This is a genomic window from Amycolatopsis coloradensis, from assembly GCF_037997115.1.
GTDB lineage: Bacteria > Actinomycetota > Actinomycetes > Mycobacteriales > Pseudonocardiaceae > Amycolatopsis > Amycolatopsis coloradensis_A.
The window spans coordinates 8997558-9010270 of sequence record NZ_CP150484.1 but is presented as its reverse complement, the minus strand read 5'-3'; the positions used below and the strand labels follow the sequence as shown (position 1 = coordinate 9010270).

14 protein-coding genes are annotated in these 12713 nt (G+C 69.3%); 8 read left to right on the top strand and 6 right to left on the bottom strand.

Annotated features, from left to right (window positions below; all coding sequences use genetic code 11):
- Positions 1–40: 40 nt before the first annotated feature.
- The 4 genes from LCL61_RS42275 (at position 41) to LCL61_RS42260 (ending at position 4779) form a co-directional block, all read left to right on the top strand.
- The gene (locus LCL61_RS42275) at positions 41–814 is read left to right on the top strand and encodes a cytochrome c biogenesis CcdA family protein (RefSeq protein ID WP_340684884.1); all 774 of its coding nucleotides are present in this window, start codon (positions 41–43) and stop codon (positions 812–814) included.
- Positions 811–2391 (top strand): cytochrome c biogenesis protein ResB, encoded by a 1581-nt coding sequence (gene resB / locus LCL61_RS42270; RefSeq protein WP_425341971.1) that lies wholly within the window; start codon positions 811–813, stop codon positions 2389–2391. The genes LCL61_RS42275 and resB overlap by 4 nt, the downstream gene beginning before the upstream one ends.
- Before the next feature lie 5 nt (positions 2392–2396).
- Positions 2397–3377, top strand: coding sequence for a c-type cytochrome biogenesis protein CcsB (ccsB, locus tag LCL61_RS42265; protein WP_340684883.1), 981 nt, complete (start codon positions 2397–2399; stop codon positions 3375–3377).
- 79 nt (positions 3378–3456) lie between these two features.
- Positions 3457–4779 carry a MinD/ParA family protein gene (locus tag LCL61_RS42260; protein ID WP_340684882.1) on the top strand — a complete coding sequence of 441 codons (1323 nt, stop codon included), beginning with the start codon at positions 3457–3459 and terminating at the stop codon, positions 4777–4779.
- A 3-nt stretch (positions 4780–4782) separates the two neighbouring features.
- Here LCL61_RS42260 and LCL61_RS42255 read toward each other — a convergent pair whose 3' ends face one another.
- Both LCL61_RS42255 and LCL61_RS42250 read right to left on the bottom strand, forming a co-directional pair.
- The gene (locus LCL61_RS42255; protein ID WP_005151794.1) at positions 4783–4965 is read right to left on the bottom strand and encodes a hypothetical protein; all 183 of its coding nucleotides are present in this window, start codon (positions 4963–4965) and stop codon (positions 4783–4785) included.
- A 149-nt stretch (positions 4966–5114) separates the two neighbouring features.
- Positions 5115–5327: a BldC family transcriptional regulator gene (locus tag LCL61_RS42250; RefSeq protein ID WP_340684881.1), complete on the bottom strand. Its 213-nt coding sequence runs from the start codon at positions 5325–5327 to the stop codon at positions 5115–5117.
- Positions 5328–5575: 248 nt separating this feature from the next.
- Between LCL61_RS42250 and LCL61_RS42245 the strand changes: the two genes are divergently transcribed.
- Genes LCL61_RS42245 through LCL61_RS42235 form a run of 3 tightly spaced genes read left to right on the top strand, consistent with a single transcriptional unit; the run spans position 5576 to position 7418 of the window.
- Positions 5576–6049 carry an Lrp/AsnC family transcriptional regulator gene (locus LCL61_RS42245; RefSeq protein WP_192747725.1) on the top strand — a complete coding sequence of 158 codons (474 nt, stop codon included), beginning with the start codon at positions 5576–5578 and terminating at the stop codon, positions 6047–6049.
- A gap of 11 nt (positions 6050–6060) precedes the next feature.
- Positions 6061–6339, top strand: coding sequence for a DUF4229 domain-containing protein (locus tag LCL61_RS42240; protein WP_007030895.1), 279 nt, complete (start codon positions 6061–6063; stop codon positions 6337–6339).
- Complete coding sequence (locus LCL61_RS42235; protein WP_340684880.1) at positions 6336–7418, top strand: PLP-dependent cysteine synthase family protein; 1083 nt, start codon at positions 6336–6338, stop codon at positions 7416–7418. The genes LCL61_RS42240 and LCL61_RS42235 overlap by 4 nt, the downstream gene beginning before the upstream one ends.
- Before the next feature lie 179 nt (positions 7419–7597).
- Here the strand turns inward: LCL61_RS42235 and LCL61_RS42230 are convergent, their stop codons facing one another.
- The 4 genes from LCL61_RS42230 to LCL61_RS42215 form a co-directional block, all read right to left on the bottom strand.
- Positions 7598–8467 (bottom strand): 1,4-dihydroxy-2-naphthoate polyprenyltransferase, encoded by an 870-nt coding sequence (locus LCL61_RS42230; RefSeq protein WP_340684879.1) that lies wholly within the window; start codon positions 8465–8467, stop codon positions 7598–7600.
- An 85-nt stretch (positions 8468–8552) separates the two neighbouring features.
- A complete protein-coding gene (locus LCL61_RS42225; RefSeq protein WP_340684878.1) occupies positions 8553–8711 on the bottom strand; it encodes a hypothetical protein in 159 nt (52 codons plus the stop codon).
- A 62-nt stretch (positions 8712–8773) separates the two neighbouring features.
- Positions 8774–9898 (bottom strand): o-succinylbenzoate--CoA ligase, encoded by a 1125-nt coding sequence (menE, locus tag LCL61_RS42220; RefSeq protein WP_340684877.1) that lies wholly within the window; start codon positions 9896–9898, stop codon positions 8774–8776.
- 86 nt (positions 9899–9984) lie between these two features.
- Positions 9985–10908: a 1,4-dihydroxy-2-naphthoyl-CoA synthase gene (locus LCL61_RS42215; protein WP_007030899.1), complete on the bottom strand. Its 924-nt coding sequence runs from the start codon at positions 10906–10908 to the stop codon at positions 9985–9987.
- A gap of 57 nt (positions 10909–10965) precedes the next feature.
- Here LCL61_RS42215 and menD point away from each other — a divergent pair, with 57 nt between their 5' ends.
- Positions 10966–12642 (top strand): 2-succinyl-5-enolpyruvyl-6-hydroxy-3-cyclohexene-1-carboxylic-acid synthase, encoded by a 1677-nt coding sequence (gene menD / locus LCL61_RS42210; RefSeq protein ID WP_340684876.1) that lies wholly within the window; start codon positions 10966–10968, stop codon positions 12640–12642.
- Positions 12643–12713: the final 71 nt, after the last annotated feature.

The window sequence follows — 12713 nt, the reverse complement described above, 5'->3', positions numbered from 1 at the left end:
CGGCGTTTTCACTTCGACCACACTGCCTACGCTCCTTTGCGTGAACGGTGTTACCGAGCTGGCGCTCTCAGGGCCGCTGCTGCTCGCGGCGGGTGTGGCGCTGCTGGCCGGGACGATCTCCTTCGCGTCGCCGTGCGTCGTGCCGCTGGTGCCCGGGTATCTCGCGTACCTGGCGGCGCTGGTCGGCGCGGACGCCCCCGCGGTCAGCCCCGACGAGGAGCGCAAGAAGGGCCGCTACGCCGTCGTCGGCGCGGCGGCGCTGTTCGTGCTCGGGTTCACCGTCGTCTTCGTGGTGACGCTGGGAACGCTGGTGTGGATCGCCGACGTCGTCCAGCTCAACATGGACCTTCTCCAGCGCCTCGGCGGCGTGCTGACCATCGCGATGGCGCTGGTCTTCCTCGGCTGGATCCCCGGCCTGCAGCGCGAGTTCCGCTCGCACCACGTGCCGCGCGGCGGACTGTGGGGCGCGCCGGTCCTCGGCGCGGTGTTCGGTCTCGGCTGGACGCCGTGCATCGGGCCGACGCTGTCCGCGGTGATGTCGATGGCCGGCGCCACCGGCGGGGCGGCGGCGCGCGGGTACGTGCTGATCCTGGTCTACTGCCTCGGCCTCGGTGTCCCGTTCCTGCTCATCGCGTTCGGCGCCCGCTGGGCCGTCCGCGCCACCGACTGGCTGCGCCGCCACGGCCGTCAGGTGCAGGTCTTCGGCGGCGCCCTGCTGCTGGTCGTCGGCGTCCTGCTGGTGACCGGGCTTTGGGGCGACCTGACCGGCTGGATCCGGAACACCCTCGTGAACGACATCAGGCTGCCCTTGTGACCACCACCGAATACCATCAGACGCCGCTGAAGCGCGTCCTCGGCTTCCTGCGCAACACCTGGCGCGGTCTGACGTCGATGCGCACCGCGCTGGTGCTGCTGTTCCTGCTCGCGCTCGCCGCGATGCCCGGCGCCCTGCTGCCGCAACGGAACCTCAACGTCGCCAAGACCGACGAGTACATCGCCGCGCACGGCTGGTGGGGCGAACTGCTCGACCGCACACAGTTCTTCGAGGTCTACGGCAGCGTCTGGTTCTCGGCGATCTACATCCTGCTGATGGTCTCGCTCATCGGCTGCCTCGCGCCGCGCAGCTTCGAGTACGCGAAGGCGATGCGCGCGAAGCCGGTGCTCACGCCGCGCAAGCTCTCGCGGATGCCGCATCACGTGTCCACCACGACCGACCGGACCCCCGAAACGGTCATGACGGACACGCACACGCTGCTTAAAGGCTGGCGCCGCGTCGAGCGCGAAGAGGCCGACGGAAGCCGGAGCATCTCCGCCGAACGCGGGTACCTCCGCGAGACCGGCAACCTCGTCTTCCACTTCGGCATGCTCGGCCTGATCATCTTCTTCGCGCTGGGGAAGATGTTCGGCTACGAAGGCCAGGTCATCGTCCAGGCCGACGGCAGCCCGTGGTGCAACTCCGGGATCCTCGGCTACGACACCTTCAACGCCGGGCTGCGCGTCGACGGCACCGACCTCAACGCGTTCTGCATTCGCCTCAAGGACTTCGAGGCGCGCTACACCGAGAACGGGCAGGCGAACTACTACCACTCCAACATGGAGTACCAGTCCGGCGAGGATCTGAAGACCGGCGCGTGGAAGCCGTACGGGCTCGAGGTCAACTCGCCGCTGCGCACCGCGGGCGACCGCGTCTACCTGCTGAACTTCGGCTACTCCCCGAAGTTCACCGTGACGTTCCCCGACGGCACTGTGCGCACCAACATCACTCCGTGGCGTCCCGCCGACGAGCCGACGAAGCTCTCCGAAGGCGCGACGAAGATCGACCAGCCGGGGATCGCCGACCCGATCGAACGCCGCACCCGTCAGCTCGCGATCACCGGACTGCTCGCGCCGACCGCGTTCCTGCACGGCAACGTGCTCACGTCGTCGCGTCCCGAGGCGAACAAGCCTGCCGTGGCCGTCGACATCTACCGCGGCGACCTCGGCCTCGACGCCGGCCGCGGGCAGTCGATCTTCCAGATCGACCAGTCGCTCGTCGCGGACGGCAGGCTCAAGAAGCTCACCCGGCAGAACCTGGACCAGGGCCAGGAGACCGTGCTGGACGACGGCACGAAAGTCCGCTTCGACGGCGTCCAGGAATGGGTCGCCATCCAGGTCTCGCACGATCCGGCGCAGGGCTGGGTGCTGGTCTGCGCGGTCGCGATGCTGATCGGGCTGGCGGGATCGTTGCTGGTCAAACGGCGCCGGGTGTGGGTGCGGGTGACCCCGGCGCGCGAAGGTGAGACGGGTACCGTGATCGAGGTCGCCGGGCTGGCGCGCACCGATCAGGCGGGCTACGGCGAAGAGTTCCAGCGGATCAGCGACAAGCTGGTCCAGGGGCAGAGAGGCAACTAGAGGTCATGCCGATCAACGAGACGCTGTCCCAGTACAGCGACTACTCCTACACCACCGCGGCGGCGATCTACGTCCTCGCGCTGATGTTCGCCCTCATCGAGCAGGGCTTCGGCGCGAAGGGCAGGCTCGCGGCGGAACGCAGCAAGCAGAAGGCCCGCGAGCTGGTCGGCGCCGGCGGTCCCTCCGTGACCGCGCCCGCCTACGGGACGCCCGTCGAGCCCCCGCGCGAGATCGGCCGTCCCGAGCGCATCGGCCGCATGGGCGCCGCGCTGCTGGTGCTGGCCGCGCTGCTGCACCTGGCCGCGATCGTGCTGCGCGGGTTCGCCGTGCACCGCGCGCCGTGGGGCAACCTCTACGAATACGGCATGGCCACGACCTTCATCGCCGTCGTGACCTGGCTCGTCATCATGCGGAAGTTCCCGGTCCGCCACCTCACCGGCTTCCTGCTGCTGCCGGTCGTGATCCTGATGTTCGTCAACGGCACCATGCTGTACACGACGGCCGCGCCGGTGCAGCCCGCGCTCCAGTCGTACTGGCTGATCATCCACGTCTCCGCGGCGATCATCGGCTCGGGTGTCTTCCTGGTGCCGGGTGTCGCGAGCGTCCTTTACCTTTTCCGCGCCGCGCACGACGACAACCCGGCGAAGTTCGCCAAGTTCGGCCCGAAGCTGCCCGCCGCGGACGTGCTCGACCGCATCGCCTACCGCACCACCATCTTCGCCTTCCCGATCTTCACCTTCGGCGTGCTCTGCGGCGCGGTGTGGGCCGAGGCGGCGTGGGGCCGGTTCTGGGGCTGGGACCCCAAGGAGACCGTCGCCTTCGTGGCGTGGGTCGTCTACGCGGCGTACCTCCACTCCCGTGCCACCGCGGGCTGGCGCGGGAAGCGGGCCGCGATCATCAACATCGTCGGGTTCTCCGCGACGATCTTCAACATGTTCTTCGTGAACCTGGTGACGTCGGGCCTGCACTCCTACGCCGGGGGCTGACCGCCGCCCCTGCGCGCGTGCCGACTACCGTCAATACTGAGGTAATGGGGGAAGACGTGCGCGGAGGAGGAATTCAGCGGTGACCGGACCCAGCGAAGAATCGGCTCCTGGCCACCCCGAACCCACCGAGAGCGTCCAGCCCTCGGAGTTGTTCTCCGAGGACCGGACGGATTCGGCGCCGCACCCGACGGCGAGCGGCTTCGAGGCCGAGCCGACCCAGGTCGTCCAGCCGCAGTACCCGCCGCAGCAGGCCCAGTACCCGCAGCAGCAGCCACCGCTGCCGCAGCCGTCGCAAGGGCAGTATCAGCAGCCCTACGACCAGAACCTGCCCCCGCTGCACCCTCAGCAGCCCCAGCAGGCCCCGCCGCAGCCTGCCGCCCAGTACCCGCCGCAGCAGCAGTACGCGCAGCCGCCGCAGCAACAGGCGGTGCCGGGGCTTCCGCAGCCGCAGGGCAGGCACGCGCTCCCGGACGAGCTCGCCACCGCGAGCCTGGTGAAGCCGCAGAAGCGCAAGCCGCAGTCGGGCTGGCGCAAGGCCATCTACGTGGGCACCGGCAAGCTCGTCAACCCGGGCGAGAGCCCCAAGGACACGCGCAAGCGCGAGCTGATCGCGCAGATCAACCAGCCGCTGCGCGGGTGCTACAAGATCGCGATGCTGAGCCTCAAGGGCGGCGTCGGCAAGACCACCACGACGACCACGCTGGGCTCGACGTTCGCTTCGCTGCGCGGTGACCGGGTCGTCGCCGTCGACGCGAACCCGGACCGCGGGACGCTGTCGCAGAAGATCCCGATCGAGACCACCGCGACCGTGCGGCACCTGCTGCGGGACGCGGACAAGATCACCAGGTACAGCGACGTCCGTTCGTACACCTCGCAGGGTGGGAGCAGGCTGGAGATCCTCGCCAGCGAGCAGGACCCGGCGGTTTCGGAGGCTTTCTCCGAGGACGACTACCGGCGCACGGTCAACCTGCTGGAGCACTTCTACAACATCGTGCTCACCGACTGCGGGACCGGTTTGATGCACTCGGCGATGAAGGGCGTTTTGGACGTCGCGGACGCGCTGGTGGTGGTCTCTTCAGGCTCCGTCGACGGGGCGCGCAGTGCGTCGGCCACACTCGACTGGCTGGAAGCGCACGGCTACGGTGACCTGGTCAAACGCTCTGTCGCGGTGATCAACTCGGTGCGGCCGAAGGGTGGCTCCGTCGATCTCGACAAGCTCTCCGCGCACTTCGGCGCGCGCGTCCGTTCGGTGTGCCGGATCCCGTTCGACCCGCATCTGGAAGAGGGCGCCGAGATCGAGCTGGACCGGCTCGACGCGGACACCCGGCTGGCGTTGCTGGAACTGGCCGCCACCGTCGCCGACGGCTTTGGTGGCCAGCAGTACCAGCAGATCCAGCCCTAGTCCTTATTCTTTGTCCTCGTCTTTACCTTTGCGCTGCTGCTCACCGAGCTTGCGCAGGAAGTCGGGGTCGTCGTCCGGGGCCAGCGTCGGTCGCGACGAGGGCACCCCGACACGCTCGATCCCGAACGCGCGCCACAACACCACGGCGACGGTGAGCGCTCCGATGGCCGCGAGCAAATAGATCATGCTCGGTCCCTTTCCGCGTGGAGGACGTTGCTCAGTCCCACGAGGCTAGCCCCTTTGCCGCGCGCGGGGGGACTCATGGATACCCCAATGTGACGAAGGGCGGTTACGAGCCCTTCGTCACTGGAGTCCTTTTTGCGGGAAACGCCTGCTCAGAGCTTGCGAGCGGGCTCGCTGGCGTCGGTGGTGAGCTCGGCGAGGAGTTCGTTCACCTCGGCCTCGCGGAACCGGCGGTGCCCGCCGGGGGTGCGGATCGAGCCGATGCGGCCCGCGGTCGCCCAGCGGGTCACGGTCTTGGGGTCGACCCGGAACAGAGCCGCCACTTCGCCGGGGGTGAGCAACCTGCCGCCCATGGTCGCGGTCATTTTCCGCCTCCTTCACGGTTCCAGTGCTAAACCGGAGGCGGGCCCTGTGCCCGTCGTGCCGGGTAGCCAACACGGCAATCGTTGCATCTCACCCGTCAGGTACTCGAACGGTTGTCCAACAGTAAAGAGCCCTTAAAGGTCAAAACCGACAACCACGACATGCGCTTTCCGGCCCCGCGGTCTTGTCACGGATGTACGAAAACGCGCCCTGATCACGCGAATCGGGCCGTGGCACCTAAGGTGTAGCGGTGGACCAGGTGGATCGGAAGATCATCGCGGCATTACGGGAGAACGGGCGGGCTACCTACGCCGACCTCGGCCGGTCTGTCGGGCTCTCGGCTTCATCAGTGCACGAACGGGTCGGCAAACTCGAGGCCGCCGGCGTGATCACCGGCTACCACGCCATGGTCGACCCGAGCACGGTCGGACTCGGGGTGACGGCGCTGGTCGGCATCCACCCCACCGACACCGCGACCGAGGACGACGTCGCGGAGGCGCTCGGGGCACTGGACGAGGTCGAAAGCTGCTACGCCGTCGCGGGCGACGAAGCCTTCGTCGTCAAAGTGCGGGTGGCGACCGTCGACGATCTGGAGCGGACCCTCGGCAGGCTGCGGCGGATCCCCGGTGTCGGCCGCACGAACACCACCGTCGTGCTCTCCACCCGCTTCGAAGGACGGCCCAACAACGCGGGCCTGGACGACGGCCGCAACGGCAACGCGTAGCCTGCGTTGGTGTGAGCGATAATCACCTGCCCCGTGACCTGACGCTGTACGTGCTGGCCAGGTTTCTCCTGGTCGGGGTCATCGCAGGCGGCTTGCTGCTGGTCAATGTCCCGCTGCTGGTCGCGTTGCTGATCGGCCTGGTCGTCGGGCTGCCGCTGGGCCTGCTGCTGTTCCGCCCGCTGAACGCGCGCGTGACCGCCGGGCTCGCCCGCCGCAACGAAAAGCGCGCTCGCGCCCGTGCCGAACTGCGCTCGCAGCTCCGCGGCGACCGGGTGGACGGCGCGGCGTGAGCCTCCTGCACAGCCGCAGCTGGGTCCGCGAAGCCGTCCGCATCATCGAGGCCGACGCGAACCGCAGCGCCGACACGCACCTCCACGTCTTCCCGCTGCCCCCGGAATGGGGCGTGGACCTGTACCTGAAGGACGAGTCCGTCCACCCGACCGGCTCGCTCAAGCACCGGCTCGCGCGTTCGCTGTTCCTGTACGGCCTGGTGAACGGTCAGATCGGGCCGGACACCGTGCTCGTCGAGGCGTCCAGCGGCTCGACGGCGGTTTCGGAGGCGTATTTCGCGCGGATGCTCGGGCTGCGGTTCATCACCGTGGTGCCGCGCAGCACCTCGCCGGAGAAGATCGCGCTCATCGAGTTCTACGGCGGCGAATGCCACTACGTCGACCGCGCGCCGGACATGTACCCGGAGGCCGAACGGCTCGCTTCGGAGTGCAACGGCCACTACCTAGACCAGTTCACCTACGCGGAGCGCGCGACGGACTGGCGCGGGAACAACAACATCGCCGAGTCGGTGTACGCGCAGATGCAGTCCGAGCGGCACCCTGTGCCGACGTGGATCGTCGTCGGCGCCGGGACCGGTGGCACGAGCGCGACCTTCGGCCGCTACGTGCGCTACAAGCGGCACACCACGAAGATCGCCGTCGTCGACCCGGAGAACTCGTCGTTCTTCGGCGCCTGGCAGACCGGGGCGCTCGACTACAGCACCGGCATGCCTTCGCGGATCGAGGGAATCGGGCGGCCGCGCGTCGAGCCGTCGTTCGTGCCCGGCGTGATCGACGAGATGTTCCAGGTGCCGGACGCCGCTTCGCTGGCGGCCATCCGCGTGCTGCGCGAGCGGACCGGGCACTGGGCGGGCGGCTCGACCGGGACGAACCTCTTCGGCGCCTTCACGCTGATCTCGCGGATGGTCTCGGAAGGCCAGGCGGGCAGTATCGTCACGCTGCTGTGCGACGGCGGGGAGCGGTACGCCAACACGTACTACGACGACGCGTGGCTGGCGCAGAAGAACATCGACATCGCGCCTTACCTGGAGAAGTACCGGGAATTCCTGGTGAGCGGGAAGCTCGCCCCGGAGAGCTGAAGGGGACTTTCCCCGCATTGGACGCCACGAAAGGGCCCTTCACCGCATGGCATGCGGTGAAGGTCGACCCCGAGGCCGCGCCGATCACCGCGTACCTCGGCGTCCTCGGCATGACCGGNAAGATCGGCCAGCGCATCGCGAAGCGCAACATCCACAAGAGCGTCAAGGGCCCTTTCAGCTCACAGCGCGAGCGCGGCCGCGGTCAGCACCGCCCACCCCAGCATCGCGAACCCGGTGTCCCGCAGCGCCGGGATCAGCGCCCGTCCCCGCGCCCCGCCGCCGACGGCCTTGACCGACTTCAGCAGCAGCGGCGCGGTCAACAGACCCAGCAGCGCCCACGGCGTCACGAAGGCGAGCAGCACACTCACGACGTACGGGATGGCGACCAGCGTCAGGTAAAGGCGCCGGGTGCCGTCGTCGCCGAGCCTGGTGGCGAGCGTGCGCTTGCCGGACTCGATGTCGGTCGGAATGTCGCGGAGGTTGTTGGCGGTCAGCACGCCGGTCGAGAACGAGCCGACGGCGACCGCGCAGCCGAGGGCGGTCCAGCTGAGCTGTCCGGCTTGGACGTACACGGTGCCCAGAACCCCGGCCAGCCCGAAGAAGACGAAGACCGCGATCTCGCCGAAACCGTAGTAGCCGTAAGGCTTCTTGCCGCCGGTGTAGAACCAGGCGCCGAGGATGCAGACCGCGCCCATCGCCAGCAGCCACCACAGCCCGCTGATCGCGACCAGCACGAGTCCGAGGACTCCGGCGAGCCCGAGGGCCACGAGAGCGGCCGCCAGGACGGCCTTCGGCTTCGCGACTCCGGAGCCGACCAGCCGCAGCGGGCCGACGCGGTTCTCGTCGGTGCCGCGGATGCCGTCGGAGTAGTCGTTGGCGTAGTTGACGCCGACGATCAGCGCCAGCGAGACGAGCAGCGCGAGAATCGAGCGGACCCAAGAGAAGCCGTCGAGCGCGATCGCCGCGCCGACTCCGGCGACCACCGGCGCCACCGCGTTGGGCAGCGTCCGCGGGCGCGCCCCTTCGATCCATTCACCAGCAGTCGCCATGCCGCCATTCTGGCCCTGGCCACTACCGGCCGGTATGCGGGGCTCGTCACCTGCTCGAGGCATCGCGAGCAGGTGACGAGTCGCGCTACTTGAGGTCGTCGATCACGTCTTCCAGGGTCCAGGTAAGGGTGCCGCTGTTCGGAACGGCGGTCTCCGGTTCGTCCGCCAGCGCGGGCCCGGCCAAAGCGACCAGTCCCATCGTGACGGCGGTGCAGGCCAATACGGTGCGTGTCCAGCGCGTCATACATAGACGTAAACCCGCGGGTAATGATCGTGTCAACAACGTCCCAGTAATCGGTGGGGAATTCACGACCTTCGTAGGAGATTCCTGACGGCCGTCCTGTCGACCTTGCCGGGGCCTCGCAACGGCAGCTCTTCGGCGAATTCGACCCGCTTCGGAGCGGCGGCCGCGCCGGCCTCTTCACGGCACGCGGCACGCAGCGAATCGACGTCGCAACCAGTGCCGACGACGAGCGCGACGACGGCTTCGCCCCACTCCGGGTCAGGTACCCCGACCACGCACGCGTCCCGGATCCCGGGCTGCGCGGTCAGGATCCGCTCGACGGTCGCGGCGGCCACCTTCACCCCGCCGGTGTTGATCATGTCGTCGATCCGGCCGAGGATCTCCAACCGCCCGCCGGCCGACCACCGGCCGCGGTCGGAAGTGCGGAACCGGCCGTCCTCGAACGCCTCCGCGGTCAGGTCGGGTCGCAGCCGGTAGCCGTGCGCGAGAACGTCACCCGTGATACAGACCCGCTCGTCCTCGAGTTCGACGCGTACTCCGTCCAGCGGTACGCCGTCGTAGACGCAGCCGCTCGCGGTCTCGCTCATGCCGTACGCGGGCACGATCTTCACGCCCGCTTCGGCGGCGCGCTCGCGCAGATCCGCTGTCGTCGCTGCGGCGCCGACGATGATCGCGTCGAAGGCGCGGGCCGCCGCCAGACCGGGGCCGCCCGCGTCGAGCAGCCGCCCGAGCTGGGTCGGCACGAGTGCGGTGTAGCGCGGGCTGTCCAGGGACAGCAGCGGCGCGGCGGCTTCCGCGAAGTCGTCCGGCCGGAAACCGGACGCGTGCAGCACGGACGGCGTCGTCCCGGCCAGCAGTGAACGCACCAGCACCTGGAGCCCGCCGATGTAGTGCGCCGGGGTCGCGAGCAACCAGTGGCCCGGTCCGCCGAGCCGCGCATGGGTGGCGTGCGCCGACGCGGTGAGCGCCGACGCCGACAGCAGCACACCCTTCGGCTCACCGGTGGAGCCGGAGGTGGCGATGATCACCGCCGTTCCGGGCTCGGCCGGGTGCGTCGGCTCCATCGCGTCCCGCAGGACCTCGGACGTGTAGGGAAGGACGGCCTGGCCGCCGTCGAGCGCCTCGGCCAGTGCCGAGATCAGCTCGTCGACCGACCCTGGACTCCCGTCCACCCCTACCGCACGCATCCCGCCACCCTACGTCCCGCTTTTCGTCCTCTGAATGCGATCGTTGCGCACGCGACTACCGCATTCAGAGGACGAAATGCGAGGGGTCAGTAGTAGTACGGGAAGGCCGACCAGTCGGGGGAACGCTTCTCCAGGAAGGAGTCGCGCCCTTCGACGGCCTCGTCCTGCATGTACGCCAGTCGAGTGGTTTCGCCGGCGAAGAGCTGCTGGCCGACCAGACCGTCGTCGGTGAGGTTGAACGCGTACTTCAGCATCCGCTGCGCCGTCGGCGACTTGCCGTTGATCGCCCACGCCCAGTCCAGCGCCTCGGCCTCGAGCTTCGCGTGCGGGACGGCGGAGTTGACCGCGCCCATCGCCTGCATCTGCTCGGCGGTGTACTCGCGGCCGAGGAAGAAGATCTCCCGCGCGAACTTCTGCCCGACCTGCTTGGCCAGGTACGCCGAGCCGTAGCCGCCGTCGAAGGAGCCGACGTCGGCGTCGGTCTGCTTGAACCGCGCGTGCTCGGCAGAGGCGAGCGTGAGGTCGCACACGACGTGCAGCGAGTGCCCGCCGCCGGCGGCCCAGCCCGGGACGACCGCGATGACCACCTTCGGCATGAACCTGATCAGCCGCTGGACCTCGAGAATGTGCAGCCTTCCAGCCCTGGCCGGATCGATCGTGTCGGAGGTCTCCCCATCCGCGTACTGATACCCGGAGCGTCCGCGAATACGCTGGTCACCACCGGAACAAAACGCCCAGCCGCCGTCCTTCGGCGAGGGGCCGTTGCCGGTGAGCAGGACGCAGCCGACGTCCGAGCTCATCCGCGCGTGGTCGAGCGCGCGGTACAGCTCGTCGACGGTGTGCGGGCGGAAGGCGTTGCGGACCTCGGGACGGTCGAACGCGACACGTACGACACGTTTGCCTGAGCGGCTCTCAGAGGAGCGGTGATAGGTGATGTCGGTGAAGTCGAAACCTTCGACCTCGGTCCACAAGGCGGGGTCGAACAGCTCGGAAACCTGGGCGTCATCCACGTTTGGGAGAATAGGACGTGTGGCCGTGAGTCGTAGTGTGAAACCCGAGGTCTGCCGGTGAATCCTTCCACCGCGCAGGCCAGGGTCATCGTCGACGAACTCGTCCGCAACACCGTCTCGCACGTCGTCCTCTGCCCGGGCTCACGCAACGCCCCGCTGTCGATCGCGCTGTACGACGCGGCGGCCGCCGGACGGCTCCAGCTGCACGTCCGCATCGACGAACGTGGCGCCGCCTTCCTCGCCCTCGGCATCGCCGCGCGCACCGGCCGCCCCGTGGCCGTGCTGTGCACGTCGGGCACCGCGGCCGCGAACTTCCACCCCGCCGTGCTGGAGGCCGACCGCGCCGGTGTCCCGCTGATCGTGCTGACCGCCGACCGGCCGCCCGAGATGCGGGCCGCCGGCGCGAGCCAGGTCATCGACCAGCACCAGCTCTACGGCAACGCCGTCCGCTACTTCGACGAGCTCGCCGTCGCCGAACGCCGCGCCGGGCAGAACTCGTACTGGCGCGGCCAGATCTGCCGCGCCTGGAACGCCGCTTACGGCGAATGGCGCTGCGGGCCGGTGCACCTGAACATCCCGTTCCGGGAGCCGCTCGTGCCCGATATCGATGATGACGGCGAGTGGTACGAGTCACTCGAAGGGCGCCCCGACGGCGCTCGCTGGACGGAGCTTCCCGACTTCGGCGCGCTTCCCTCGTTCGTGGTGCCCTCGGCCCGCCACGGCCTGGTCATCGCGTGCGACACCGGCGTGCAGGCGGCCAGCGAATGGGCCGAACTGCACGGCTGGCCGGTCGTCTCCGAGACGGGCGGCATCGGGATGGCGGGCGCGACGGCGATCTCGTCGGGCGCTTGGTTGCTCGGCGTCGAGGAGTTCATCTCGCGGCACAAGCCCGAACAGGTCCTGTGCATCGGGCGCCCGACGGTGTTCCGGCAGGTCCAGCGGGTGCTGTCCGATCCGGACGTCGAGGTGCTGCTGGTCCGGCCCGATTCGGACTGGCCCGCGCCCGCGCACAACGTCCGCCAGGTCGGCCAGTGGTTCGACGAGCCGACCAAACCGGCCGATCCGGAGTGGCTCGCCGGCTGGCAGCGCGCGGACAAGGCGGCGTCGGCGGCGGTGACCGAAGCACTGGCCGACGAACCGTGGCCGAGCGGGCTGCGCCTGGCGACCGAGCTGGTCGACGCGGTCCCGGAGGGGTCGCTGCTGGTCGTGGGCTCGTCCAACCCGACCCGTGACGTCGCCCTCGCCGGACGGCTGCGGCCCGACGTCCTCGTGCACCGCAACCGCGGCGTCGCCGGGATCGACGGCATGGTGTCGACCGCGATCGGCGCCGCGACCGTCCACAGGGGACATTCGTACGCCCTGCTCGGCGACCTGACGTTCCTGCACGACGCGAGCGGCCTGCTGACCGGGCCCGCCGAACAGCGCCCCGACCTGACGATCGTGGTGCTCAACGACGACGGCGGCGGCATCTTCTCCCTGCTGGAGCAGGGCGCGCCCGAGCACAACGCCAGCTTCGAGCGGGTCTTCGGCACGCCGCACGGCGCCGACCTCGGTGCCCTGTGCGCCGGTTACCGCGTGCCGCACGTCGTCGCCGAGACGCTCACCGAGTTCCGCGCGGCGCTCAAGCCCGCGCCGGGGCTGCGGGTGGTGGAGGTCCGCGTGGACCGAACGCGCCACCGTGACCTGCACGCGCGCCTCCGTACGGCGGTTTCGTCGGCCGTACGCGCTGTCTAGCTGATTTTGATCTCAGTCCAGGGGCTAGGAACCCCTCCTTCGGACGTGTCTCCGCGTTGATCGTCTGGCTA

What these genes read in the sequence shown, in the direction of transcription:
- ccsB (WP_340684883.1), top strand. Translation starts at nt 2,397, where the DNA reads ATGCCGATCAACGAGACGCTGTCCCAGTACAGCGACTACTCCTACACC.
- LCL61_RS42255 (WP_005151794.1), bottom strand. Translation starts at nt 4,965, where the DNA reads ATGATCTATTTGCTCGCGGCCATCGGAGCGCTCACCGTCGCCGTGGTG.
- LCL61_RS42250 (WP_340684881.1), bottom strand. Translation starts at nt 5,327, where the DNA reads ATGACCGCGACCATGGGCGGCAGGTTGCTCACCCCCGGCGAAGTGGCG.
- LCL61_RS42230 (WP_340684879.1), bottom strand. Translation starts at nt 8,467, where the DNA reads ATGGCGACTGCTGGTGAATGGATCGAAGGGGCGCGCCCGCGGACGCTG.
- LCL61_RS42225 (WP_340684878.1), bottom strand. Translation starts at nt 8,711, where the DNA reads ATGACGCGCTGGACACGCACCGTATTGGCCTGCACCGCCGTCACGATG.
- menE (WP_340684877.1), bottom strand. Translation starts at nt 9,898, where the DNA reads ATGCGTGCGGTAGGGGTGGACGGGAGTCCAGGGTCGGTCGACGAGCTG.